Below are 26,084 nucleotides of genomic sequence, written 5' to 3'. Positions count from 1 at the left end.
GTGGCGGGATGACGCGGGGGACAACGCGCCTGAATCATCCCGGTATCCGCAGATGCAACGGCGGTATCAGCCGCCGGTCTTTTGACCCGTCTCCGGGAACAGACCGGCCAGGATTTCGCCGGCCATGTTGAAGGCTGCAACGCCGCGGAACAGCGCAGCGATTCCGGCACTTGCGTGCAGTTCCTCAAGCGTGGCCCCTGCCTTGATCGCAGCCTTTGCGTGATTGGCAGCAGCTTCAGACGTCTGGACCAGCAGGATCGCGAACGACATCAATTGCACGGTCTTCTGGTCCAGCGCATCCGGCGTCAATGCCGCAATCCGCCAGTCCTCCAGCGCCGTGACCAGCGCGGGATCGACGCGCATGCCCAGTTCCAGTCGCTTGGCGATCTTCGGCGGCGTGAAGCCAATCATGGTCTCGTAGCGGGACTTCAGCTCGTCGAGTTCAGCAATTTTCTTCGTCATATGATTCCCGTTTTCAAATCGATTGCGGCCCGAGGTCCTACTCGACCTTGGCACCCGCTGTCTTCACCACCTGGCCCCATTTTTCCGACTCGGTGCGCAGAAACGCAGCGAACGCGTCGCCTGACAACGTGCCGGGCTCGGCGCCGACATCGGCGAGACGCTTCGCCATGTCGGGGTCCTTCAGCACCTTGGTCACCCCGTCGATCAGCACCTTGGTCACATCCGGCGGCATCTTGGCCGGCGCGACGAGGCCAAACCATGACGACGCCTCGAAATTCGCGACACCCGCCTCCGCCATGGTCGGCAGTTCCGGGAACAGAGGCGAACGTGCTGCGCCGGCCACGGCAATCGCGCGGATCGTGCCGCCCTGAACCTGCGGACGAATGGCCGGCATGTTGTCGAACATCATCGGGATCTGACCGGCGATCAGGTCATTCATCGCCGGCGCCGCGCCGCGATACGGCACATGCACGATATCGATGCCGGCGCGTGCCTTCAGCAGCTCGCCCGCCAGATGATTGGTTGATCCCAGGCCGGACGAGCCGAAATTGAGTTTGCCCGGCGACGCCTTGGCGAGCGCGATCAGCTCAGCCACCGTCGTCGCCTTCACGCCGGGATTGACCGCCAACACGATCGGAACCGATGCGATCAACGCCACCGGCGTGAAATCCTGCGCGGGATTGAAGGGGAGTTGCGCGTAGAGCGACTGATTGACCGCGAGCGGTCCGGGCGCCGTCAGCAGCAACGTATAGCCATCGGCGGGCGAGCGCACGACGGCATCCGCGCCAATGTTTCCGCCGCCGCCGGCACGGTTGTCGATCACCACCGGCTGTCCCCAGAGCTCCTGCAGCTTGGTGCCAAGCAAGCGGGCAACGACGTCGTTCGATCCGCCGGCGGGAAACGGCACCACGATCTTGATGCCGCGTTCGGGAAACCCTGCATGGGCAACCTGGCCGACCAGCGAAACCATGACCAGAGCCACCAGTGCAGAAACCACGTGCCGCATGCGAACCTCCAAATAATCGATTTTTCTTGTTTCGTCGATTTTATGTTGGCACTACTTAAGGCTGTCGTCAAATCGACTGATTGCCACCGTTTATTTTCAGCGAACAAAGATCGCTTATTTGAAGGGAGTTGCCACGATGAGTGCGCATACGCCTGGCGCCGCACCTAAGCCCTGCCCCGGCCCCGATCGCCATCCGAAGTGGCCGGCATTCGTGATGCCGCGTGGTGCCTGCGATACCCATGTCCACGTCTTCGGCCCGCAGGCCGAATTTCCGTTCAGCGAACAGCGCAGCTACACGCCGGAAGACTGCACCTATGACGACCTGATGCAGCTCCACGAAACGCTCGGGATCGACCGCGCCGTCATCGTGCATGGCGGCGCTCATGGCACCGACAATAGTGCGACCCTCGCGGCCCTCGACCTCAATCCGCGGCGACTGCGCGGGGTGGCCGTGATCCCGTCGGGCCTGCCGCAGCAGGAGCTCGAAGACATGCACCTTCGCGGCATGCGCGGCTGCCGGATGTCCACCGTCGTCAGCGGCGGCGCATCCTTTGCGCATCTAGCGGGTCTCGCGAACGAGACCTTCGATTTCGGCTGGCATCTCGTGCTGCATTTCAACAGAGCGAGCGAACTGGTCGACGTCGCGCCGCAACTGATGCAGGTCCGCAGTCCGTTCGTGCTGGATCACCTCGCCCGGATCAGCGCCGCGGAAGGCGTCGATTCCGAACCGTTCCGAACCTTGCTGCGATTGCTCGATACCGACCGCTGCTGGATCAAGCTCGCCAGCCTGTATCGCCTCTCTGCGGAGCCCTATCCGCATCGCGACATGCTGCCGATGATCGCGCGCGTGGTCGAGGCGCGTCCCGACCGCATCCTCTGGGGCAGCAACTGGCCGCATCCGATCTGCCCGGTCGCGATGCCGAACGATGGCGACCTCGTCGATCTCATCCCGCTCTGGCTGCCGGATCCCAAAGCGCAGCAATTGGCACTGGTGGATAATCCGGCTTCGCTTTACGGTTTCGAGAGCATCGGACAGGCATCATGAGCACCGCACACACCACTACGGCCGGCGCGATCCCGACCACATTGTCCACCACGCTCGTCGCCCGCTTGCGGGATTCGATCATGCGCGGCGACCTGCTGCCGGGCAGCAAACTCAATCTTGATCGCCTGCGCACCGCCTTCGGCGTCAGCCTCAGCCCGCTGCGCGAAGCGCTGTGTCGTCTGGAGAACGACGGACTCGTCGCGCTGATCGACCAGCGCGGCTATCGCGTCACGCCGGTCTCGGCGAGCAATCTCGCCGAGATCATCCGGCTACGCGTCGAACTCGAAGGCCTCGCCGTCAAGGAAGCCATCGAACACGGCGATGTCGCCTGGGAAGGACGCGTGCTCGGCTCGCTGCATCAGCTCAGCCGCTGCAAGCGCGGCTCACGCTCGGCCGCCGAACAGGAAGCCTGGGAGATTGCGCATCGCGCCTTCCACGCCGAACTGATCTCGGCGTGCCAGATGCCGTTGCTGCGGCAGTTCTGTGCGACGCTGCACGACCAGAGCGATCGCTATCGTCGCATCTTCCTGAAGAAGCATCAGCCGGATCGCGATGTGCCTGCAGAACACACGGCCATGGCCCACGCGATGATCGAGCGGCGCACGCGCGATGCAACGCGGATCCTGCGGGAGCACATCGAACGCACCGGCCGCAATATCCAGGCGGTGCTGGCGGTCGAATAGACGCCGACCGCGGCAACGACCGGCCTAGAGCCGATCGACATTCAGGATTCCCAAGAGGTTCAATCGCTGATTCATAGGGCTCCATGATTTGCACGGAGCAAGTGATGGGGGCGAAGCGCTACGAATTGAATGAGGCGCAGTGGGTGAAGATTTCTCCGCTGCTGCCGGGCAAGGCTGGCGACGCAGGACGCACAGCGACTGATAACCGCCTATTCGTGAACGGCTGTTTGTGGGTTCTGCGCTCGGGTGCGCATTGGTGCGACCTGCCGGAACGGTACGGCAAGTGGAAGACGGTACATCGGCGGTTCAGCCGCTGGTGCCATGCCGGGGTCTGGGAACGCGTGTTCACAGCCCTGACGGCAGACCGGGATAATCAGTATCTGATGATCGACAGCACCATCGTTCGCGCTCACCAGCAGGCTGCGGGCGGAAAAGGGGGGCTAAAGATCAGGCGCTGGGGCGTTCCCGAGGTGGACTGACCACGAAGATCCATATGCTGGCCGATACACTTGGTCGCCCGCTCCGCTTCATCATCACAGCCGGACAGGCTGGCGACGTCACCCAGGCGCCTGCCTTGCTCCAGGGCCAGACCGGCGAAGCCGTGCTTGCCGACAAGGCCTATGACAGCAACGCGCTACGCGCGATCATCGCCGATATGGGGGCAACAGCGGTCATCCCGTCCAACCGAACCCGCAAGGTCATCATTCCGCACGACATCAACGTCTACAAGCAGCGCAATCGGATCGAGCGCTGCTTCTGCCGACTCAAACACTTCCGGCGCTTCGCCACACGCTATGACAGACGAACCTCGCACTTTGCTGGCTTCATCCACCTCGCCGCAGCAATGATCTGGAACCAATGAATGTCGATCGGCCCTAGGTCGACGTCGTCTCGTTCTGCGCCGCAATCAGCTTTTCGATCCGCGCTTCTTCCTCGGCGGTGAGCTGCATCACGGCATCATCATCGCCTGCAGCCCTGCCCCGTCGCCGGTTGTGCCACCACAAGGCGACACCGCCTGATATCAGCACCAGCGGCGTCAGCAGCCACAGCAGCAGCGTATGCAGGTTGAGGCGCGGCTTCAGCAACACGAATTCGCCATAGCGCGCCACAAGGAAATCCAGCACCTGCTTGTCGCTTTCGCCAGTGGCGATACGCTCGCGCACTAGGAGACGCAGATCACGCGCCAGCGGTGCATCGGAATCGTCGATGGACTGATTCTGACAGACCATGCAGCGCAGCTCCTTCGACAGGTTGCGCGCGCGGCCTTCCTGGGCCGGGTCCTTCATGATCTCGTCGGGCTGCACCGCATGCGCGAGCGGCGCAGCGAGCAGGAACATAAAGGCGAGGCTTGCGACAATGCGTGTCACGCCGTCACTCCGCCGGCTGCAGTGCGCGCGATGCCTTTGCCGGCTTCGGCGCGCCGACGCGCAGCCGCCGATCGGATAGCGACAGCAGCCCACCAAAGGCCATCAGCACCGGTCCCCACCAGATCATCAGCACCAGCGGCTTGTGATACATTCGCACGGCAACCGCGCCGCCGGCGGCCTCCTCACCGAGCGAGATATAGAGCTGGCTGGCGCCGCGCGACAGCAGCGCGGCTTCCGTGGTCGAGGACTGCCGCGCGGTGAAGTTGCGCTTCGATGGCGTCATTTCGCCGATCTCGTCGCCGCCGCGCGTCACCCTGAAACGCGCGAGGCTCTCGCGGAAATTCGGCCCCTGCCGCTGCGTCACATCCTTGAGCGTGAGCTCATAGCCGGCAAGCTTCGCCACATCGTTCGGCTGCATGGTGCCGATATATTCGGTATTCCACGTGCTCTCGCAAACGATGCCGATCAGCGCGACGCCGATGCCGGCATGAGCAAAAGCCGTGCCCCAGGCCGCGCGCGGCAATCCGCGCGCACGCCGGAACGCGGCGTCGAACGGCAAACGAAACAGCATGGTCCGCTCGGCGACATCGACGATCGATCCGGCGATCACGAACACGCCGAGCCCGATCGCCAGCGGCGCCAGCGCCGCCCCGCCGGTCGTCCATGCCCAGACCAATGCCACCGCCAGAAGCGCTGCAATGCCGGCCGCCATCAGCCGCTGCGTGACGCCTCTGAGATCGCCGCGCTTCCACGCCAGCAGCGGCCCGAACGGCATCGCCAGCAGCAGCGGCACGAACAGTGGCCCGAAAGTGAGGTTGAAGAACGGCGCGCCCACCGAGATCTTCTCGCCGGTCAGCATTTCCAGCGCCAGCGGATACAACGTGCCGATGAACACCGTGGCGCAGGCCGTGGTGAGGAACAGGTTGTTCAGCACCAGCGCGCCCTCGCGCGAGATCGGCGCGAACAGTCCGCCCTGCTTCAGCGACGACGCGCGCCACATATACAGCGTCAGGCTGCCGCCAATGAACACGCACAGGATCAGCAGGATGAACACGCCGCGCGTCGGGTCGGTCGCGAAGGCATGAACCGAGGTGAGGACGCCGGAGCGCACCAGGAAGGTGCCGAGCAGCGACAGCGAGAAAGTCAGGATCGCGAGAAGTATGGTCCAGACCTTCAGCGCGTTGCGTTTCTCCATCACGACAGCGGAGTGCAACAGCGCGGTGCCGGACAGCCATGGCATCAGCGAGGCATTCTCGACGGGATCCCAGAACCACCAGCCGCCCCAGCCGAGTTCGTAATAGGCCCAATACGAGCCCATCGCGATGCCGAGCGTCAGGAAGATCCACGCCACTAGTGTCCATGGCCGCACCCAGCGTGCCCAGGCGGCATCGATGCGGCCTTCGATCAGCGCGGCGACGGCGAAGGAGAATGCGATGGAGAAGCCGACATAGCCGAGATAGAGCATCGGCGGATGCACCGCGAGGCCGATATCCTGCAGCACCGGATTGAGATCGCGCCCCTCGAGCGGCGGCTGTGCTAGGCGCAGGAACGGATTCGAGGTCATCAGGATGAACAGATAGAACGCCGCAGCGATCCAGCCCTGCACTGCCAGCACATGCGCGCGCAGCGACAGTGGCAGATTGTTGCCGAAGGCGGCAACCAGCCCGCCAAACAGCGCAAGGATCGATACCCACAGCAGCATCGAGCCTTCGTGGTTTCCCCACACGCCGGTGATCTTGTAGAGCAGCGGTTTGGCGGAGTGCGAATTCTCGAACACGTTGGCGACAGAGAAATCCGACGTGACGTAGAGCGTCGTCAGCGCGAGAAACGACAGCCCCGCAAACAGCAACTGCGCCAGTGCCGTGGAGCGCGCGACATTCATCAATGCGGGATCGCGCAGGCGCGCACCGATGATCGGCACCGTCGACTGGATCAACGCCAGCGCCAGCGCCAGCACCAATGCGTAATGTCCGGCTTCGGCAATCACTGCGTCACCACGGGCTTGGCGGCGCCCTGCGACATCACCGGCTTGCCGCCCTCGCCTTCCTGCCAGCGCCCCTGTTTCTTGAGCGCGTCAGCGACTTCCTTCGGCATGTAGTTCTCGTCATGCTTCGCCAGGACAGTATCGGCCTTGAACACGCCCGACGCATCCATCGCGCCTTCGGCGACGACGCCCTGCCCCTCGCGGAACAGATCCGGCAGGATGCCCTTGTAGTTCACCGGCAAGGTTGCGCCACCATCGGAGACCTTGAAGCTCACGGCGAGATTATCGCCGCGCACCAGCGAGCCCTGCTCGACCATGCCGCCGAGACGAAAGCGCTTGCCGACCGGGATCTGCTTTTCGGCAACCATCTGCGGCGTCGAGAAGAACACGATGGAGTCGCGCATTGCGTTGAGCACGAGTCCGGCCGCGATGGCGAGCACCACCAGCGCTCCACCTATCATCGTCAATCGTCGCTGCTTGCGCGTCATTGGAAGTCACCCATCCAGCCCGGTGTCTTTCAGGCCATCGTTCAGCTTGCGCAGCCGCTCGGCATCGGTGCCGACCGCCTCCCGTGCATCTGCCAGCGCGCTCTTTGCCTTGTCGCGCTCACCGAGCACCATATAGGCACGCACCAGCCGCAACCATCCCTCGACATCGCTGCCATCCTGCTTGAGCCGCGTGGCGAGCCGGTCGACCATGCTATGGATCATCGCATTGCGGTCGCCTGCATTCATGCCCTGTACCGACGCGATCGTGTCTTCCGACAGCGCCGGCAGGTTCGGGCCTGATTTCGGAGCGCTCCCGCCGACACGCGCCAGGGCCGCCGTGACCACCGGACGCCACGGCGCATCCGCTGGTCCCTTTACCAGCATGTCGCGCCAGATCACCGCCGCGTCGCTGCCACGCCCGTCCTGCTCGGCTGCGAGGCCCAGGAAATAGCGGGCCTTGACCTCACCGGCATCGAGCGCGACAGCGCGTTCGAATTCGGTCTTGGCATCCGCGGTGATGACACCATTGGCGGCCATCGCCATGGCCTCGCCGAGATCGGCGCGCCGCGCAGCCGTATCGCCGGCATAGGTGATCGCATTGCGGAACGCGCGCACCGCATCGTCGGTACGGCCGATCTTCGCCAGCACCGGCGCAAGCACGGTCCAGCCACGGCCGTCGGTCGGGTTTTTCTCGAGATGCTGCTCGACCTGTGCGACGAGATTGTCCAGCGGCTGGGTGGGACTGGGCGACTGGTTGCGCGCGGCGAGCGGAAAGTCCGGCATGGCAGGCGAGCCGAGCGGCAGATAGAAGCCGATGGCCAGCAGCGGCAGGCCGATCAGCGCCACCAGCGCCACCGCGCGGCGAAAGCCGGGACTGCTGCCTACGGACGCCGCGCCCTCGGCATCGACGGCTGCCAGCAGACGGCGGCTGATCTCGACACGCGCCGCTTCCGCCTCGGTCGGTCCGATCAGGCCGGCGGCGGTATCGCGGGAGATTTCAGCCATCTGATCCCGGTAGACAGTGGCCTCGGTGCCCCCGGCATCGGAGCGGGTCCGGCCAAGCGGCCACAACACGGCGAAAGTCGCTGCGGCGGTCATCAAGGCGAACACAAACCATAAGGCCATCAATGGGTTCCGGCGTAGTCTTGAGTCGATCTAAACGACGTCTTTGCCGGGTTACACCATGGCCGCCGACGCCGCGCAATTGACTTTTATGCCATCGCGACGTCCAGCCGCTTGTTCTGGATCAAGGATTGCGGCGGCTGCGAGCCCGCTTTCCGAGTAATGCCCCCTCCGCGACGTGGATGCCCTCCGGGAAGACCCATCGACGCGATTGACGAAACCGCTATCGGGCCTGCCGCGCGCCGACAAAGGCCGCGGTTATTTCATCCGGCGCAATGATGAAGTGCGCAGAGCGTGCATTCTCGCGCGCCAGATCATGAAGCAACTTGCATTCGCTGAACGGGAATGGACCCGACCACGAATTCAGGATCACAATCATGAAGCTCTATCACCATCCACTGTCCGGCCACTCTCATCGCGCGCATCTGTTCGCTTCGCTCCTTGGCCTGCCCCACGAACTCATAGAGGTTGACCTGAAGTCGGGCGCGCACAAGACGCCGGATTTCCTTGCGCTCAATCCGTTCGGTCAGGTGCCGGTCCTCGATGACAGTGGCACCATTGTCTCCGACTCGAACGCCATCCTCGTTTATCTCGCCAAGACGTCCGGCCGAGCCGAGTGGCTGCCCGATGACGCGAAGGGAAGCGCGGCCATCCAGCGCTGGCTGTCTGTCGCTGCCGGCCAACTGGCCTATGGTCCTGCCGCTGCACGGCTGATCACCGTTTTCGGCAGGAACTTCAATCCAGAGGAAGTCATCGAGCGCGCGCACGCCTTGTTGGCACTGGTCGAAGCGCATCTCGCCGATCGCGACTGGCTTGTCGGCAATGGTCCGACCATCGCGGATGTGGCGCTCTACAGCTACATCGCAAGCGCGCCGGAAGGAAATGTCGATCTGTCCGGCTATCCCAAGGTGACCGCCTTCTTGCGCCGCATCGAAACGCTGCCCGGCTTCGTGCCTTTCGCCAAGACCCCCGTCGGCCTCGCCGCTGCGGCTTAACTGCGTGTGTCGGGCGTATCCAGGCATACGCCCGACACCGCCAACGAGAGCGGACCGATGACCGATATTATGTCGCTATCAAAACTGGACATCTGGCACGCCGGCGAGAAGGCGATTCAGGAAAAGGTCGGCGTTTCGACTCACATGGATGAGCTCGGCAAGCGCATCGTGCGCGACTACATGCCGGCGCAACACCGGGATTTCTACGCCCAGATCCCCTTTATCGCGCTCGGCAGCGTCGACGGCGCAGGTGACGCATGGGCCACATTTGTCACCGGCAAGCCTGGCTTCATCTCATCGCCAACAGCGCAATCGCTCGATATCGATGTCGTCAGGGAGCCAAGCGATCCCGCCAGCGAAGGGATACACGAGGGCGATGCAATCGGCCTGCTCGGCATCGAACTTCACACGCGCCGCCGGAATCGCGTCAACGGCATCATCGGGCCGTCGGACAACAACGCGATCCATTTCGACGTCGACCAAAGTTTCGGCAATTGCCCGCGCTACATCCAGCTCCGCGATTACGAGTTCGTGCGCGATCCACGCGAACCGTTTACGGGAAATATCGAAGAGAAAGCCGAAATCGACGCAACGGCACGCCGCATGATCGAAGCCGCCGACATGTTCTTTGTCGCGTCCTATGTCGAGCGAGAATCCCGTCGACAGGTCGACGTCTCGAGCCGCGGCGGCAATCCCGGTTTCGTTCGCGTTGCCGACGACGGCACGCTCACAATCCCGGATTTCGCAGGCAATCTCTTTTTCGCCACGCTGGGCAACATCCTCATCAACAGCAAAGCCGGACTCTTGTTCGTCGATTTCGAGACAGGCGACGTGCTGCAGATGACCGGTGACGCCCGGGTCATACTGGACTCCCCGGAGATCGCCGCCTTCCAGGGCGCCGAGCGCCTTTGGCAATTCAACGCGCGGCGCGTCGTTCTTCGGCGCGGTGCCCTGTCCCTGCGCTGGTCGTCCCGGCCGGACGGATGGGCTCCGAGCACACTCATGACAGGCAGTTGGGAGCAGGCAGCCGGCCGTCTGCGGGCTGCAGAACTTGCGACCAAATGGCGGCCGTTCAAGGTCATCAACATCGTCGATGAGAGCGCAACGGTCAGGTCGTTCCATCTGGAGCCGACCGACGGCGCCGGTCTCCTGCCTCATCGCGCCGGGCAGTATCTCCCGATCAGACTGCCCATTGACGGCGCGGAGAAGACCACCATCCGAACCTATACGCTGTCGGTCGCGCCTTCGGATCACGTCTACCGCATCAGCGTCAAACGCGACGGACTGGTGTCGCAGCGGCTACACGACGGCATCAATATTGGCGACGTGATCGAAGCAAGCGCGCCCGCCGGTGAATTCACGATCGATGCCGCTGAGGCGCGACCAGCGGTGCTGCTGGCGGGCGGCATCGGCATCACGCCGATGCTCGCGATGCTGCGGCATGTGATTTACGAAGGGCTGCGGACGCTCAAGATTCGACCGACCGTGCTTTTTCAGGCAGCCCGTTCGAAGAACGAGCGTGCCTTCGGCAACGAATTGGATGAGCTTGCGGCCTCCGCTGGAGACGCAGTCCGGGTCATCCGAGTTCTCGGCGACATCACGGATGCCGAAGAAGGTCCCGACTACGACGCTGCGGGGCGTATCGACATGGCCCTGCTGTCACGGTTCATGCCGGTTGGCGACTACGATTACTATCTCTGCGGACCTTCCGGATTCATGCAGTCGATCTATGACGGTCTTCGTGCACTGAACATCGCCGACAACCGTATCCACGCCGAAGCATTCGGCCCCGCGTCACTGGTACGAACCGTTGACAGCCCGGCGACAGCACCGGCGCGCCGACCACTGTCGTCGACATCGGTGCATGTCGTGTTCACAGAGTCGTTGAAGGAAGCGCGCTGGACACCAGCGTCGGGATCGTTGCTCGACCTCGCCGAATCCCGAGGTCTGAGCCCCGATTTCAGTTGTCGGGAAGGACATTGCGGCACCTGCCGAACGAAGCTTCTGGCGGGAGCGGTGACCTACGTCAAAGAGCCAGCCGCTGCGGTGACCGACGATGACGTGCTGATCTGCTGCGCCGTCCCGGCCGCACATGACGGCAGCGAAACCAATCGCATTCAATTGGCGCGCTGATCTCGGGATGAGACGATGCGGATGTCACATCGCCGACGAGCCATTTGCATCGCCTGGCCTAGCCGGCCCGCTTCGGCTTGCGCTCGACCACGACCATGGCCTGTTCGGCGGCGCGGCTCATCAGCGAGGCATATTCCTGGCCGAACAACACCTGGCAGAAGCGGATCGCGGCCTTGGCCTGCATCTGCCGGTAGCTACGGACGCGGGCATCGCCGGCGCGCAGCGACTGCACCAGCGACTCCGTGGACTTCTCGACATATTGCTGCAGGTCGGAATAGGTCCGCAGCGTCACCTCGTTGATGGCGAGTTCGCTGGCATAGGTCCGGCACACCGCGACGAAATTGATCAGCGCCACGGTCTCCTCGACCTCGGCGAAATCGATCGTCGCCGTCGCGGCAATATCCTTGTCAGGGCGCTGGCGCAGCAGACGCCGCACCCTGCCCGGCACGCTCTCGATCTCCGACTGCAGCGTCGAGGAAATCTCCACCCGGATCGACGCCATCTGGCGGCCCCAGGTACTATCGTTGCGCATGTCGAGTTCGGTGCGCAGGCCACGCACGCCGTCATGGGCGACCTTGAGATGTTCGGGGGCGCTGTCGAACTTGCCGCGCCTGATATCGGAGCGCAGTTCGGCCGCGACGCGATTGAGATCGGACAGCGCCATGGTCACGGCAACGCCATAGGGCGTGGCGGCCACGCGGATTTCATCGTCCGAGGCCGCGATCTTCACGGCCAGACGAATGATCTGCCATGGCGCCGCCAGCCGCTGCATCACCAGCGAGAGTGCGAAAGGCAGCACCTGCGGCGTGGTCAGCGTCGGCACGTTCAGCGCGCTATTCACCGAGGCGATCTGGCTATCGCCGAAGCTGCGCAGCACGCTCGGCAGCTTGCCCGCAAAGCCGTCGAGTTGCTCGCGCGCCTTCAGCACCGCGCCGATGGACGGCAGGTCCTCGACCGCATGGGTCGGCCCGATGCGGGCCGCGCCGCGATTGCCCGATGTGGCAGTGGTAATGGCGGCTGCTGCCGCCTGCTGGAATTTCTTGACCGCACGTTCGATGTCCGATGCGCCCGGCTCCGGCGACGCAGAGACGGCCGCCTCGAACTCGCGCACGGCGTCTGCGGCGTCGCGCTCCAGCCACTGCCAGATCGGCAGCAGCGAGGCGCGCCGGATCTGTCCGGGCCGGACATTGCCCACACCTTCGACAAGGAACGGCTCGAGCGATTTGAAGACGAGCCGGGTGGGATCCTCGACGCGCGGGCGCACTGCATTCTCGTGGCCGCGAACCACGCCGCGCAGCAGGTCGAGCACGAAATTGGCGACCACGACGTCTTCGCCGCGCTCAATCGCGCGCTCATATTCGCGCATCAGCAGCATCTGCGACTGCTCGGGCAGTTGCGCCAAATACTCCCGCAAGCGATCGATCGAGGTTTTGTTCATGCAGCCTAGGAATCCGTGCTTTCCGGTCGATCTACAACCGAAAATCGCCACCGATTTTTGTAGCAGGCGCCCCGTTAAGAAGGCGTTGAGGAACCGGGATCAGGCCGCCGCCCAGGTGCCTTCGGGGCTGCGGCAGGCGGTACCGCGGGCGGTCTTGAGGTCACCATTGACGGTGACCGTGTGGGAAAAGCCGCGGCATTCCCGGCCCTTCTGGTTATAGGCCGGTCCGGCGACGATATTGCCATAGCGTCCCGACGCGGCGTTGCGCCAGGGCACCGGAGCGCCGGGTGCACCGCGGTCAAGGGCGGCGATCTGGGCCTCGTAAGCCAGCCGGCGGTCCTCGTCGTTGAGCTGGGCACCGAGTTTGGCGCCGATCAGCCCGCCAAAGGCGGCATTGGTCACCGCCGCCGCTGCATTTTCCTCTGACAGGCCAACGGCCGACTTGGTGCTGCTGTAGGCCCGGGCGATCGTATCGGTGCCGAGGCCCAGCCCGCCGTCCGACGTCGTCACGTCGCAACCACCCAGCGTCAGCGCGACGGCGGCAACACAGAAGGCGTTGAACTTGACCATGGACCGCAGACCCCGAACGCAAACCGGAACACAGGAAACGTCAAAGACGTTACGAACGGGATAATTCGGGCGACAACGGGGCGCAAGGCGGGCGGGTTTCGGACCCCACTCGATCTCTTCAGAAACGGGGTGGGCTTGCATAGGCTGAGGAGGCCTGTCGCAAATCCATCGATAAAACTGGGCTGCCGGCCCACAGAGCCGAAGACCATATACGGCGCTCCAGCGAACGGGCGATTCTCAATAAGCGCATTCAAAGCGACACTCAGCGACGCTTATCCGTAGCTGAATTCCGGCCAATCCGGCTGCTGCCAGCTCCATCCCATGAGCTATAGCGGCCTTTCCTATAGCTCATACGATGGGTCAAAAATGGGTTATAGAAAGCGCGACTCCGCCTCATCCGATAAGCAGGACAGAAAAGAAGAAGCGAGCCAGGTTAAGGGAAGAACAGACTATCGATGTGTTGTGCGAGCACGAGGCGGGGGCGAAAGCCGCTGATCTCGCGCGCAGGCACGGCGTCTCCAAGGCGACACTGTACAATTGGAAAGGCAAATTCGGCGGAATGGATATCTCGGAGGCCAAACGGCTGCTGGAACCACTGCGCTGATCAAACAGGTCCAGTCACATAACAGGGGTAGCTCTTCTGCTTCTCTTTGACGGAAGCGATATCAAGCTCGATTACCACGAACGGGTTTTCCGGAGACGTCATGTCGATTAATTCTCCAGTAGGCGCGCACGCGAAACCTTTGCCTCCAAATATCGGCCCACTTGATCCTTGCCCAACGCGGTTCGAGCTTACGACATAACAGCCTGAAACAATCGAGGCCATCGCACCCGCTGTGCGAAAAACATCCACGGTTCTACCCGTGGCTCTCGGTACAACGATCAACTCGGCGCCTTGTTTACGGTAATGGCGAGCATGTTCGTTGAACATCACTTCCGTGCATAGCAGCACTCCTACGCATACACCGCAAACTACGACCGGCTCGAATTCGCGCGATTGGGTCGTGTACCAATTCGACTCATACCAGCCCAATTCCGCTGGAAAATATTGCTTTGTGTGGAGATGTCTTACTTCTCCACCTTCAAGACAGAAAGCTTCATTTGCAAGCCGCGCCCCCTCCCAAACAGGTCGAGAAGAAATGACCGCTGGGATATTTAGCCTTTCGAGTGCCGCTACGCCTGCCCGATGACACTCAATGCTATATTCGGCCAGTTTCGGATCGAAATCCGGGATTGACGCAATCCAGGGACCGAAAGGCAACTCATTCGTTACCAATATATCGACTGTCGTCTTGGAAAGTCGTCTGCCAAACTAAGCCATTGCTCGCTATCGGCAATTAAGTTTTCTGGCCACTCAACAAATCCTACCCGCATTGCCATCCTCGTGATTTCGCCTCGGCGTTATATGAGATGCGTGTCGATAGCGAGAGCAAAAGACGCGGATCTAGCCTATGCGACGCCGTCGAGCCTCTTTGCGTAGGCCGCCAAGCCATCGCGCAGTGCCTCCTGCAATTTCGGCGTGCGCGCGCGGATCGCCTCATTTGCGACCCCGACAGCCTCCGCCTCCATCGCCTTCTCGCGCGACAGGTGATCGTGCTGGAACAGCCATGTCGCCACCGCTGACCAGTCATACAGCGAGGTCTTCGACGTCACGCGTGCAACCGGTGGCGGAAAATTGCCGACACGATTGCCGCTGGCATAGTTGGTGATCGCCGCGCGCGACAGCCCGGTTCGCATGGCAATATCCGAAAGGCTCACCAGCGGGTCTGGCTCGACGCGATCGACCTGCGCGCCCGCCTTCATGACATTCTCGACCGCCGAGCAGATGGCCGCATCTATCGATGTCGCTTCGCGGGCAAAATCAGCAATGATGTGGCCTTTCTGGAACGAAATTGTCGCATCGTCGCAACCCGCGTCGAAAAAGCGATCAGCGAAATCCTCCGCGTCCGGATCGAGACCGGATGCAATGATGCTGAACTCAAATTCTGTCATCACTGTCCTCCTGTTCTCGGTGCGGGCAACGATCGATCTCGCGTCTCAGCTGGCGCGCATGGTTCTGCGGATTTCGGGATGTCGACCAGACGAATACCGCACACCCTTCGCGATCATGATGCGCACACAAGAGTTTCGCCCAGGCATGCCCTTTGACCTTCACCCGTGACCAGCCATTTTGCTCGGCATAAGCAACCGCAGCTTCGATCTCTTTGTTCGGATGCAAAGGCCGCCTAGCCATCCTCACATCCAACACCTATTCTTCTGTTAACAAATGTCAACGCCCTTTGGTTTCTCCCGAAACCCCAAGCTGCCTGAAACCGCATCCACCGACAGTAACAACACAACATTAAACTACAGGTTGCATATAGAGATATGCATTTCCAGGCGGTGACGGGCAAGCCCTCACACGCCTGGCAACACCAGCTCCGCCCGCAGCCCGCCGATCGGCGCCTTGCCGAGCGTCAGGCTACCGCCATAGAGCGCGGCCAGATCGACCACGATGGACAGACCCAGACCTGACCCCGGCTTGGTCTCGTCGAGCCGCTGGCCGCGGCGCGCGACTTGGGCGCGCTCGGTATCGGACAGCCCGCGTCCGTCGTCATCGACGATGATCCGCAGCTTCGACGCCGGATCGGCACCGCCGGTGCGCTCGACCTGCACGCCGATGGTGACATGGGAGTCCGCCCATTTGCAGGCGTTGTCGACGAGATTGCCGACCATCTCCTCGATGTCCTGCTTTTCGCCACGGAATTTCGCTGCGGCATCGGCCTCAAGGTCGATGGTGATGCCGCGATCCCGGTGAATCTTCTGCATCGTCCGGCACAGCGCCTCCAACGCCGGCGCGACATCGGTGACAGTGCCGACGATGGTGACGCGCGCCGCGATCCGTGCGCGCTCCAGATGATGCGTCACCTGATCGCGCATCACATCGGCCTGCTCCAAGACCTTGCTCGCAAAGGGATCGACGCCCCTGCTGTTCGCCTCGTTGACGATCACCGACAGCGGCGTCTTGATGGCATGAGCAAGATTGCCGACATGGGTGCGCGCGCGCTCGACAATGGCGCGGTTGGCATCGAGCAGCGCATTCATTTCGCTCGCCAAAGGTGAGATCTCGACAGGGAATGTGCCTTCCAGCCGCTCGGCACGGCCGGAGCGGATATCGGCAATGGCACTCGACATACGCTTCAGCGGCGCGAGGCCAAAGCGGACCTGGAAGATCGTGGTGAGCACGAGCACGATCGAGAGGGCAGCGAAGGTGCCACCGAGATAATAGTCGAAGGTCCGCGTTTCCTCGAAGATTTCGGTGGCGTCGCCGGCAACGCTGATGCGGAATTTGCCGTCAGCGCCGAGATCGACGGGACGCTCCACCATGCGCAGGCGCTGGTCTTCCGGTCCGTCCACATAGCCCTGGCGAATCCCCGACGCCGTGAGCTCGATACCCTGGTCTTCGAGCTTGGGCAGCTTCTTGTCCCACAGCGAGCGCGAGGCCCGCATCTCGGTCTTCGCCGCGTCGATCGGCGCGATTTCCCAGTACCACCCGGACAGCGGCAGTTCGAACAACGGCTCACCGAGCGATGGCGTCTCGTGATCGGGCGCGTCCGGCGGATTGGCGACTTCGGCCACCAGGGTGCGAAGATAGAGATTGAGGCGGCGATCGAAGGCGCGCTCGGTAGCGCTGCGATAGACCGAGGACAGGACGATGCCGGTGATCAGGAGGATCACCACCACCCAGGCCGTCGCCGACAGGAACAGCCGCGTTGCGAGCGAGCTGTTGCGCATCAGCGCATGGTTCCAGGGATGATCACGGCTGCGGCGGCGTGAGCAGATAGCCGAGGCCGCGCACGGTCTGGATGATATCGACGTCGAGCTTCTTGCGGATGCGGCCGACGAACACCTCGATGGTATTGCTGTCGCGATCGAAATCCTGATCGTAGAGATGCTCGACCAGTTCGGTGCGCGAGATCACGCGGCCGGTGTGGTGCATCAGATAGGACAGCAGCCGGTATTCGTGTGATGTCATCTTGATCGGATTGCCGGAGACGCTGACGCGTCCGGTACGGGTATCCAGCGACACCGGCCCGCAAGTGAGTTCGGACTGGGCATGTCCGGTGGAGCGGCGCAGCAGCGCGCGGATGCGGGCCAGCACCTCTTCGAGATGAAACGGCTTGGCGACATAGTCATCGGCGCCGGCATCGAAGCCCTGCACCTTGTCGCTCCAGCGGTCGCGCGCCGTCAGGATCAGCACCGGCATGATGCGGTTGTTGCGGCGCCAGGCTTCCAGCACCGAAATGCCGTCCATCTTCGGCAAGCCGATATCGAGCACGACGGCGTCATAGGGCTCGCTGTCGCCGAGGAAATGCCCCTCCTCGCCGTCGAAGGCGCGATCGACGACATAGCCGGCATCGGTCAGCGCCGTGGTGAGCTGACGGTTGAGATCGGGATCATCTTCGACAACGAGCAGGCGCAAATGACTTCTCCGCGTTCACAATCCGAATTGATGCCCGGATGCGTGAACACTCCATGAATGACGGCAGCCGCCAACCTTACTTTTTCTTCACGACCGCTTTCACCAGCTTCTCGACCATGCCGGGCGCATCCTGTCCGGTGAGCGCGCTGACCTTTTCGCGGGTGCGACCGCTGATATAGACGCCTAGCACGCCGAAACGGAACCCCCAATAGGTCACCAGCAGCGCCGTGGCGTTGACCAGCGCGTTGATGGTCTGGATGTCCCCGGTCCAGAATTCGTGCATCAGCACACACCACAGCGCGGCGCATTCTACCGTCAATTCCAGCGCGTAGGCCGGCCGCCACCAGCGCTGCAGCGGATCGTCGCTGGCGATCTCGGCGCGGATGGTCGCCTGGGTCTCTGATATCGCCGCGCGCTGGGTCTCCGCCTCGGCGCGGATCATGTCAGCCCAATGCGCCTCGGCTTCTGCCAGCCTGGTCGGATCGGCCGTGGGGAGCGCTGCCTGCACCGCCGCCGGTGTCAGCGTCGCCGAGCCCACCGCCTTGGCGAGGATCTCGCCGGCCACACCGCCGAGCGGACCGCCCAGGGCCGTCCCCAGCATCGGCGCGCCGAGCGCAATCACCTGCTTGGCAAGGTCACTCCAGTCCATGGTCATGTCCTCCGGAAGGCCGCGACAAGCGCGGCGATGAATGTGGAAAGATTGGTGGGCTTATTGGTGGGTTTGGCTGTCGGCAGTTCCGGCGCCAGCGGCGGCGATGCGGCCACGGGCGGTAGCCCCACGGATGGCGCGGGCGCCAGCGACGCATCGCGCAGCGCAGCCTTCCATTTCGCCAGCCACGCCTTCCGCTCGGCGAGACCCACGGTGCCGCCATTCAGCCGCCTTGTGACGCCGACGACATCGTCGGATTTCGCAAATGGCAGGCAGCCGCAATTGATGAAATCCGACACGGCGCAAATGAGGAAGTAACGCGGATCGATCAGGTATTCGGGATGGCTGACCACATCGATCCCCGTGGCCTTCTTGACCCGCTCATAGCCTTCGCGGCCCGTGGTCTGCGACCCGCCCCTGCCGCGGAAATTCCAGCCGTCATCGGAGCCGACGGCGTTGCCCATGCGGCCGTTATAGACCTTGTTGGCCAGCGCCCGCGGATTGCCGGCATAAGGTCCCGCACTCGCCATGGTCGGAAACCGCGACGGCCAAACCTGCATCATCCGCCCGGCGCTGTAGTTCATGTTCTCGACGACGTCGCGCCCTGCTCCGCATTCGTGTGATATCTGCGCCATCACATGCGCGGCAAGCAAAGGCGTGGTGATGCCGTATCTCTGGAAAACGGATTCCGACGACTGCGCCATGCCTGACAGTAAGCCGGGCACACGGCTATCGCCCTGCGGCCAGAGGCGCCGCAAGGCTCTTTCATTGAGCTTCATGATGATGATCCTGAGGAAAAGAGATCGTTGCCCGACGCAGCCTTACGCGACGCGGTAGCCGTGGAAACTGTTCTGGGCTGCGGCGATGTAGCCGTCATTGGTCTCCATCGCGGCCCATACCGAAATGGCATCGCCGGCGGCGAGCTTGAGCAGCGTGTGGCCGCTCAGCATCGTCCTGTTGCTGATGATGGCCGACGACGTCTGCATGCGCGTATCGTCGAGCAGTTCGACGCCATTCTTGTACATGGCCGCCGTCAGCATGGTCGGCACCGCGGCATTGGCCTTGAACATCACCCGAAAACCGAGCGCATAGATGCCCGCCACTGGAGCGACGAACTGGTTATTCCCGGCATCGAAAGCGCTCTGGTCGTTATGCCTGGCATTGTTGAACTGCACCTTGGTGAAGGTGTTCGCCGCGCAGTATTTATCGAAGTTCAGATAAGCGAGAAATTTCGGGGACTGCTCGAAACTGGCCTGCCCGCTCGCTCTGTCGACCGTCATCGCAGTCCGATAACTCACGCCGTCTGCGGAGACCTTGACCGTAAGATTGTCGTCGCCGAGCAGGCCCATCAGCGCCCGCGGCGAATAGTTCGACTGGAACGTGAGACCGACATCCCGCGCCGAGTTTGATTTGTTGAACGTCACCCGCAGGTCGCCGCTGCCGGGCGTGACGTCGTCATGCGACAATAAAACGGCATCCGACTTGACGCTGAAGCGGTTGCTGCTGTCGGCATCGGTGTGGACGCCGAGGTGATCGACATTGTCGAGCGCCAGATTGCGCAGGTCGCGCCAGCCGTCGCCGTCGAACACCATCATCACGTCATCGGCGATCGACCAGACGCACCAGCCGGCTTTCGGCACGAGGAACGTCCATGCCCCGTCCTGCCATGTGGCGATAGCCAGCGTATGGCCGCTCCAGGCCCCTGACGCCCCGGCCGCCACGATATGCCGTGCGCCCTCGGCCGGCGATGCCGGCGGTACGGTTCGCGTCACATCGAGTACCGAGATCTGGATCGCCGCGTCGAGAATGCGCAGCGCCTCGTTGTGGGTGACGTGTTTCTGCGCCTGCCCGCTCTCGATGAAGGGCAGCTTGAGATTCGGCGTGTCGGTCATGTCTACGGTCTCGCGCTCTCAGCCGTCATTGCGAGCGCAGCGAAGCAATCCAGAAAACCAAGAGCTGGATTGCTTCGTCGCTATGCTCCTCGCAATGACGATCACAATGAAATTATACCCTCGGTCACATGCCCGGCGCCGACGGTGCCAGACAGCTGCGCCACGCGCAGATGCAGGCTCGGCTGCGGCGCGCCGAAATCGGCGACCTCATCGGCCACCGCATAGAGCGCCTGCGATGTGGTGCAGGCGATGCTGCGGACGACAGTGCTACCCGAGAGAATCTCGAGCCGGTATGCCTCGCCGTCTTCGCCAAGGGGCACTTCGGCATTCCAGCCATCGCCATCGAGACGCGTGCGCCTGATCCACGAGATCTGGATGCCGTCGGGCTTGCGAACGGCTTTCACATGCACCGGCGCCAGCGGCAGCAACGCACTGCGATCCGGCGTCAGCACCAGCGCGACGGCCGAGGCATCGTCATGGCTGCGGCCGTTGCCGACGACGCGCAGCGACAATGGCCGTTCAAGTGCGTCGAGGCCCCGTGCGATCGGCACCAGGCTTCTATCGAGCATCACGAACGGCGCGCCAACCGGCAATAGCGATGCCATCGCGGATTCCGAACCCGCCTGCCCGCGCAGCAGCCGCGACAGCTTGTAGGTGTTGGCCTCGACCAGTTCGGCATTGGCAAACTGGATGATCTCCCAGTCGCCCTCCGCATTCCGCACCGCTGCGGAATTGCTGCCGCCGAGCACCCGCGCATCGGACAGCGAAGCCAGCGCGCCGCCATGGAGCCGCACGCGGCAGGTATTGGCATTGTCCCATCGTGCTGTCGGTCCCGCCAGCAGCGGATCCAGCGTCTCGCCGATGACCGCAGGTGTTGCCGCCACCATGGCCACCTGAAAACTCGCGCCGTCCTTCGATTGCCAGATCACCACCGAGCCCGGCCACGGATTGGCGAAGACAGCGAGCCGCGTCAGCACATCGGCATTGGCGCCGTCGATCACCGGCAGGTTCAGCGCGATCGCCTGCACCGGCCCGAGCGCCGCCGGCACCGGCGGCAGCTTGATCTCCGGCGCCAGCAGCGGCACGGCGAACACGTCGGGATCGATGCTGCGCGCCGTCACCTGCCGCGCCTGCGTATCGACGATCCCGCTGATCTCGAACAGCCGACGCCTTTCGTTGAGCGTCAGCGCGATCACATCACCGGGCGCCAGCGCCAGCGCATTCATCCCGACGGCGAACTCAGCCCGCTCGCGTCCGGCCCACAGATCCTGCAGCCAGACTTCGGCGCGCTGGGTCGCTGCCGTATCGCTGGTGATGACGGCGAGATCCGCATGCAGCAGCCGGCTGGCGCCGCCGGTGAGCTTTCGCGATGACACCGCCGAGCGGCGATAATCCGTCAGCGCGTCGCTGAAGCCGATGCTGACCTGAACAGGCAGTTCGGTCTCCTGCGCGCGCACCAGCCGCGCCAGCGCGCCGTCATCCGGCGCGACCAGATCGTCTTCGGTGAATTCCGCCACAGGCATCCCGCCGCGCGGGATGAAGCGCAAGGTGCCATCCGCGGCCGTCGCATCGAAGGCATAGGCCACGGACAGCGGCTCGATCGTCGCCCGCGGCGCCATCGGCCTGTCCACCACATAGCCGTCGCAGCCGCCTGACAGCGCCGAGGCATCGATCCCCGTGACGCCGGCATCCGTTGCCAGCCTGTCGACCAATGCATCCAGCGGCGCGCCACCGAGCCGGCCGTTCAGCCAGTGGCCGGTATGCCAGTTGGCGCCATCGCCCCAGATGTCGTCAGCCGCCGGAAAGATCGGATAAGGCCGCGAGTCCCAGGTCCAAACATGAATCGCCGATACATCGATCATCCGTCCGCCATAAACAGGCGACACCGGATTCTCCGCGTCGCTTGCGCCGAAGGCGGGATCGAACACAGAGATGAACGCTTCCAGATGACGCCGCTGCATCAGGTCGTCGCGGGCGCCGCTGGAGAAATACGGCGCAAAGTTCTCCGACGATTTCGGATCGGGAAACACGCTGGGCTGATTGGCGCCCTTGTCGACGGCGGGACAGCCGACTTCCGTCAGCCAGATCGGCTTGCTGCGCGGAACCCATGCCGTCGGACTGCCGAGCTCCGCATAACCGACACGTTCGTGATGCGCATTGCCCCACCAGTTCCAGAGATCCTTGACGCGATGGACCCACGGCTTACCGAGCCCGTCGGTGATCGCAACACGGTCCTGCGCATCGCGCGCATCAGCATTCGGATAGTACCAGTCATAGGCCTCGCCGCCCGCCACATTGCCGCGCAGATAAGCGCGATCATAGATCGTGTCGGAGAGATCACGATCGAGATGATCGGCTTCATCGCGCCAGTCGGATAGTGGCGCATAGTAATCGATCCCGACTGCGTCGATCGCAGCCGAGGCCCAGAGCGGATCGAGCGGAAACCTGATCTCAGACGCATCCGCGCCAACAACATGCGCGCCATATTCGGTCCAGTCCGCGCCATAGGTCACGGCCGTGCCGCCACCGACGATCGCCTTCACGTCGGTTGCGAGCGCGATCAGTTGAGCGACAGCGGGATAGTTGCCCGACGCCGAGCGCACGCGCGTCAACCCCAGCAATTCCGAGCCGATCAGGAAGCCATCGACGCCGCCGGCAAGCGATACGAGCTGCGCATAGTGCAGCACCATCCGGCGATAGTTCCAGACACCTCCGGCAAAGAAATGATCGACCTGCGCGCCGGCCGTTGCAGTGCCGTCGGGCGAGCCAGGTTGTCCCGGTGCGGGATCGCAGGTGATGCGGCCGCGCCAGGGATAGGCCGGTTGCGCGCCCGCCCCGCTCCACGGATCTGGCAGGCCGTTGCCATCAGGCACATCCATCATCACAAACGGATAGAACGTGATCTTCAGCCCGCGCGCCTTCAGCTCGCCGATCAGATGCACGACGCTCTCATCGGACGGCGTACCGCCGAACGCCGCACGTCCGTCGATTTGCGACACCACATAGGCGGAGGGGCGCGTGACGCCTGCCACCGACCACGTCAGCGGACTGGTCGTCTTGGCGGGGTTGTCGATGCGCGGCCGTACCAGGCAGTAATCGGCGCGCAAATCAGAACCGAACCACGCCACGACAATGGCGACACGCTGGAGGTTCGGGCACAGGCCCTGCAGATCGTCCAGCGCCGCCACCACATCGGACCGCGCCGAGCCGTGATGGCGGTTCTCCGGCGCGGATTGTCCGGGGCCGAGCAGTTGCACCACCGTGGACGGCTCATAGCCGAATTCGGTGGTGCCGGGGATCAGCGTCACTGCGCGCACCATCGCTTCGAGCAGACCGATCGGCCTGATGATCTCGAACGACAGTTGCGGAATCCGGTTGCCGAAATTCGCCAGCGGCAAGCGTTCGAACACGACATAAGCGAGCCCGCGATAGGCCGGCGCGTTGCCCGCGCCTTCCTTCGCGACGATCAGCCCGTCCGGCATCTGGTCTTCGGTGCCGCGATAGACGCGAAAATTGATGCCCTCGAGATCGAGCGGCTTGCCGTCGGCCCAGATCCGCCCGACGCGGCCGATCACGCCGTCGCACAATCCAACCGCAAAATTCGCGAAGTAACTATAGGTGGTCGTCGTTGTGGTCGGGCCGCCGCCGAGGCCCTTGCCGCCATCGGTCGGCACCGTATCCGACGTCCCGACTTCCTCCAGTGGTGTTGCCCAGATCACCTGCCCGCTCAGCCGCGCACGGCCATAAACGCGCGGGATCGGCGCGCCCTCGGTGGACGCCATCACATCGAGATCGGCCAGTTGCGGCCCGCTTGTGGCCTGATCGTTTGAGCCGAACAGCGCGCTATCGATCGCACCACCCAGCGCCGCACCGGCGAGCTGGCCCGCAATCGCACCAAGCGGGCCGAACATCCCGCCGATGGCGCCGCCGGCTGTCGAGAGAACCAGTTGCGACATCAGTCCACTCCGGGAAAGCGAAACGCGTAAGCCAGACGCCGCCGCCACCAGGGTGTCAGCGCGACCTCGCAGACGGCCGCGCCGTCATGGGCGTGGATCATCGTGCCCTCGCCGCTGGCAATCGCCGCATGCTTGGCCACATAACCGTCGCGCCAGCGAAACAGCAACACGTCGCCGGCGCCGATCTCATCCACCGCGATAGGCACGAGATGACGCAGCGCCGCCTGCGCCAGCGCTTCCTCGCCCCGCGCCTCCGCCCAGTCCGGCGCGTAAGGCGGCGGCGTTTCCGGCTCATCGCCAATGCAATGACGCCAGACGCCGCGCACGAGGCCGAGGCAGTCGCATCCGACATGCTTCACCGACGCCTGATGCTGATAGCGCGTGCCGATCCAGCTCCGCGCCTCGGAAACGAGGACCGTAGGCGTGAGCGTTTCGATCATCACGTGAACTCCATCGCGTCAGCGATTGCGCGACGCGCCACATCGCCATCCGGCACGCGTATTGCATCGACACATCTTGTGATGCTGGCTCATCCGATCGCATGACGCTCCGCTTTGCACGTCCTTGCTAGCAGAACGCTCGATGCCCCCGGCTTCGCCGCGGGACACAATGCACGAGCAAGAGGAAACGAGATCGATGACACATGTCGGGAAGTGCTTCTGCGGCGCAGTTGAACTGGAAGCGGATGGTGCCCCGGAAGCGATGGGATATTGCCACTGCAGTTCATGCCGTTCGTGGTCCGGCGGGCCGGTCAATGCCTTCAGCCTGTGGAAACCGAACGCCGTGCGGATCACTGCAGGCGCCAAACATGTTGCAAGCTTCCAGAAGACACCGCTCAGCCAGCGCCAGTATTGCAGCAAATGTGGCGGACACCTGCTGACCAATCATCCGACGTTCGGCCTGGTCGATGTCTTTGCGGCGACCATCCCGACACTTCGTTTCGAACCCGGTGTCCACGTCAATTATGCCGAGACCGTACTGCCGATGAAGGACGGCCTGCCGAAGTTGAAGGACTTTCCGGCGGAGCTCGGCGGCTCCGGCGAGGCCGTCGCTGAATAGACATCACGCGCGAGGTCCCATGAACGATCACATGAATTGCAAAGTGAAATGCAGACTGTTCGGGGCGGCGCTCATCGCCGCCCTCGCCGCGCTGATGCATGCGGCCGCGGCTCAGGTGCCGTCCGAGATTGCCGAGCCGGATGCCACGATCGTCGCGATCTATCACGCGGAGGGAGCGCAGGTGTATGAGTGCATGGCCGCCTCGAACGGCAAGCTTGCCTGGACCTTCCGCGAGCCGACCGCCACGCTGTTGTCCAATGGACTGACCGTAGGGCGCCACTATGCGGGCCCGCATTGGCAACTCACCGATGGCAGCACGCTACGCGGTAAAGCGGTTGGCCGCGCACCAGGTAAAACCGCGAGCGATATCCCATGGCTCAAATTGACGGTGACTGACCGGCACGGCGACGGCAAGCTCGCAACGGTCGACGTGATCCAGCGCATCAACACCAAAGGCGGCGTTGCCGCCGGTTCATGCGATGATGCCGGCCAGTTTCTCAGCGTGCCCTATTCGGCAGACTACGCATTCCTGCACAAGGATTGAGTGTTCCGCATCAGTTGAATTTGGTTCAAAAGACGGCGCCGCAAGCGCCGTCATTTTGCTATCAAAGACCGATCGACGCACATCCGCGATTTTCGATTTATTCCGCGCATCATCCGGAAATATTTCGCGCGCTGAAACACAGCTTCTGCGCGTTCGGCAACGACATCGCCGCCGGAACCACATAGCTTTCCAATCACGCATCGTCGATGTGCCGGCACAGGCACGCATG

General features: G+C 63.3%; 24 protein-coding genes and 1 pseudogene. 8 read left to right on the top strand and 17 right to left on the bottom strand.

What is annotated here, in order from left to right:
* Positions 1-66: 66 nt before the first annotated feature.
* Together SFY93_RS15830 and SFY93_RS15825 are read right to left on the bottom strand one after the other, a co-directional pair.
* Positions 67-462 carry a carboxymuconolactone decarboxylase family protein gene (locus SFY93_RS15830; protein WP_231080980.1) on the bottom strand — a complete coding sequence of 132 codons (396 nt, stop codon included), beginning with the start codon at positions 460-462 and terminating at the stop codon, positions 67-69.
* Between the two features lie 37 nt (positions 463-499).
* Positions 500-1,468 (bottom strand): Bug family tripartite tricarboxylate transporter substrate binding protein, encoded by a 969-nt coding sequence (locus SFY93_RS15825; protein ID WP_320443792.1) that lies wholly within the window; start codon positions 1,466-1,468, stop codon positions 500-502.
* 136 nt (positions 1,469-1,604) lie between these two features.
* On the opposite strand from SFY93_RS15825, the gene SFY93_RS15820 reads away from it, so the two are divergent.
* From SFY93_RS15820 to SFY93_RS15810, 3 genes are all read left to right on the top strand, one after another.
* The gene (locus SFY93_RS15820) at positions 1,605-2,513 is read left to right on the top strand and encodes an amidohydrolase family protein (RefSeq protein ID WP_320443791.1); all 909 of its coding nucleotides are present in this window, start codon (positions 1,605-1,607) and stop codon (positions 2,511-2,513) included.
* A complete protein-coding gene (locus SFY93_RS15815) occupies positions 2,510-3,196 on the top strand; it encodes a GntR family transcriptional regulator (protein WP_320443790.1) in 687 nt (228 codons plus the stop codon). Before SFY93_RS15820 ends, SFY93_RS15815 begins: the two co-directional genes overlap by 4 nt.
* 104 nt (positions 3,197-3,300) lie before the next feature.
* A protein-coding gene (locus SFY93_RS15810) for an IS5 family transposase (protein WP_320443789.1) occupies positions 3,301-4,058 on the top strand; the annotation gives its coding sequence in 2 pieces (ribosomal slippage) (positions 3,301-3,643 and positions 3,643-4,058; 759 coding nt in all).
* A gap of 13 nt (positions 4,059-4,071) precedes the next feature.
* On the opposite strand, the gene SFY93_RS15805 is transcribed toward SFY93_RS15810, so the two are convergent.
* The 4 genes from SFY93_RS15805 to ccmI are packed head-to-tail and all read right to left on the bottom strand — an operon-like array spanning position 4,072 to position 8,160.
* On the bottom strand, positions 4,072-4,563 hold the full coding sequence (locus SFY93_RS15805) for a cytochrome c-type biogenesis protein (RefSeq protein ID WP_320443788.1): 492 nt from the start codon (positions 4,561-4,563) through the stop codon (positions 4,072-4,074).
* Positions 4,564-4,567: 4 nt separating this feature from the next.
* Positions 4,568-6,550 (bottom strand): heme lyase CcmF/NrfE family subunit, encoded by a 1,983-nt coding sequence (locus tag SFY93_RS15800; RefSeq protein ID WP_320443787.1) that lies wholly within the window; start codon positions 6,548-6,550, stop codon positions 4,568-4,570.
* Complete coding sequence (ccmE, locus tag SFY93_RS15795; RefSeq protein ID WP_320443786.1) at positions 6,547-7,035, bottom strand: cytochrome c maturation protein CcmE; 489 nt, start codon at positions 7,033-7,035, stop codon at positions 6,547-6,549. The genes SFY93_RS15800 and ccmE overlap by 4 nt, the downstream gene beginning before the upstream one ends.
* Before the next feature lie 6 nt (positions 7,036-7,041).
* The gene (gene ccmI / locus SFY93_RS15790) at positions 7,042-8,160 is read right to left on the bottom strand and encodes a c-type cytochrome biogenesis protein CcmI (RefSeq protein ID WP_320443785.1); all 1,119 of its coding nucleotides are present in this window, start codon (positions 8,158-8,160) and stop codon (positions 7,042-7,044) included.
* A gap of 374 nt (positions 8,161-8,534) precedes the next feature.
* On the opposite strand from ccmI, the gene SFY93_RS15785 reads away from it, so the two are divergent.
* Positions 8,535-9,152 (top strand): glutathione S-transferase family protein, encoded by a 618-nt coding sequence (locus tag SFY93_RS15785; protein ID WP_320443784.1) that lies wholly within the window; start codon positions 8,535-8,537, stop codon positions 9,150-9,152.
* 57 nt (positions 9,153-9,209) lie between these two features.
* Positions 9,210-11,285, top strand: coding sequence for a 2Fe-2S iron-sulfur cluster-binding protein (locus tag SFY93_RS15780; protein ID WP_320443783.1), 2,076 nt, complete (start codon positions 9,210-9,212; stop codon positions 11,283-11,285).
* Between the two features lie 58 nt (positions 11,286-11,343).
* On the opposite strand, the gene SFY93_RS15775 is transcribed toward SFY93_RS15780, so the two are convergent.
* Together SFY93_RS15775 and SFY93_RS15770 are read right to left on the bottom strand one after the other, a co-directional pair.
* Positions 11,344-12,723, bottom strand: a complete 1,380-nt coding sequence (locus SFY93_RS15775; RefSeq protein ID WP_175367430.1) for a hypothetical protein — start codon at positions 12,721-12,723, stop codon at positions 11,344-11,346.
* 99 nt (positions 12,724-12,822) lie between these two features.
* Entirely contained in the window at positions 12,823-13,293 is a 471-nt protein-coding gene (locus SFY93_RS15770) for an RT0821/Lpp0805 family surface protein (RefSeq protein ID WP_320443782.1), read from the bottom strand.
* A gap of 400 nt (positions 13,294-13,693) precedes the next feature.
* Between SFY93_RS15770 and SFY93_RS15765 the strand changes: the two are divergent.
* Positions 13,694-13,879: pseudogene (locus SFY93_RS15765) on the top strand (transposase); the annotation flags it as partial.
* An 18-nt stretch (positions 13,880-13,897) separates the two neighbouring features.
* On the opposite strand, the gene SFY93_RS29675 reads toward SFY93_RS15765, so the two are convergent.
* From SFY93_RS29675 to SFY93_RS15725, 9 genes are all read right to left on the bottom strand, one after another.
* Positions 13,898-14,554 (bottom strand): carbon-nitrogen hydrolase family protein, encoded by a 657-nt coding sequence (locus tag SFY93_RS29675; protein ID WP_414716924.1) that lies wholly within the window; start codon positions 14,552-14,554, stop codon positions 13,898-13,900.
* 188 nt (positions 14,555-14,742) lie between these two features.
* Positions 14,743-15,285: a helix-turn-helix transcriptional regulator gene (locus tag SFY93_RS15760; RefSeq protein WP_231080994.1), complete on the bottom strand. Its 543-nt coding sequence runs from the start codon at positions 15,283-15,285 to the stop codon at positions 14,743-14,745.
* Between the two features lie 405 nt (positions 15,286-15,690).
* Positions 15,691-17,067, bottom strand: coding sequence for an ATP-binding protein (locus SFY93_RS15755; RefSeq protein ID WP_320443781.1), 1,377 nt, complete (start codon positions 17,065-17,067; stop codon positions 15,691-15,693).
* A 22-nt stretch (positions 17,068-17,089) separates the two neighbouring features.
* Positions 17,090-17,755, bottom strand: a complete 666-nt coding sequence (locus SFY93_RS15750; protein ID WP_089267078.1) for a response regulator transcription factor — start codon at positions 17,753-17,755, stop codon at positions 17,090-17,092.
* A gap of 76 nt (positions 17,756-17,831) precedes the next feature.
* On the bottom strand, positions 17,832-18,404 hold the full coding sequence (locus SFY93_RS15745; protein ID WP_320443780.1) for a 3TM-type holin: 573 nt from the start codon (positions 18,402-18,404) through the stop codon (positions 17,832-17,834).
* A 2-nt stretch (positions 18,405-18,406) separates the two neighbouring features.
* Positions 18,407-19,183 (bottom strand): glycoside hydrolase family 19 protein, encoded by a 777-nt coding sequence (locus SFY93_RS15740; RefSeq protein WP_320443779.1) that lies wholly within the window; start codon positions 19,181-19,183, stop codon positions 18,407-18,409.
* Between the two features lie 42 nt (positions 19,184-19,225).
* Positions 19,226-20,296 (bottom strand): DUF2793 domain-containing protein, encoded by a 1,071-nt coding sequence (locus SFY93_RS15735; RefSeq protein WP_320443778.1) that lies wholly within the window; start codon positions 20,294-20,296, stop codon positions 19,226-19,228.
* A gap of 101 nt (positions 20,297-20,397) precedes the next feature.
* Complete coding sequence (locus tag SFY93_RS15730; RefSeq protein ID WP_320443777.1) at positions 20,398-24,252, bottom strand: baseplate multidomain protein megatron; 3,855 nt, start codon at positions 24,250-24,252, stop codon at positions 20,398-20,400.
* On the bottom strand, positions 24,252-24,692 hold the full coding sequence (locus tag SFY93_RS15725; protein ID WP_320443776.1) for a C40 family peptidase: 441 nt from the start codon (positions 24,690-24,692) through the stop codon (positions 24,252-24,254). Before SFY93_RS15725 ends, SFY93_RS15730 begins: the two co-directional genes overlap by 1 nt.
* Positions 24,693-24,888: 196 nt before the next feature.
* Between SFY93_RS15725 and SFY93_RS15720 the strand changes: the two genes are divergently transcribed.
* The gene (locus SFY93_RS15720; protein WP_175367441.1) at positions 24,889-25,311 is read left to right on the top strand and encodes a GFA family protein; all 423 of its coding nucleotides are present in this window, start codon (positions 24,889-24,891) and stop codon (positions 25,309-25,311) included.
* Positions 25,312-25,405: 94 nt separating this feature from the next.
* Positions 25,406-25,855, top strand: coding sequence for a DUF3455 domain-containing protein (locus SFY93_RS15715; RefSeq protein ID WP_320447781.1), 450 nt, complete (start codon positions 25,406-25,408; stop codon positions 25,853-25,855).
* Positions 25,856-26,084: the final 229 nt, after the last annotated feature.

The organism is Tardiphaga sp. 42S5, from assembly GCF_034044155.1.
GTDB classification, from domain to species: Bacteria; Pseudomonadota; Alphaproteobacteria; order Rhizobiales; family Xanthobacteraceae; genus Tardiphaga; species Tardiphaga robiniae.
This window is presented reverse-complemented; position numbering and strand designations above follow the sequence as displayed.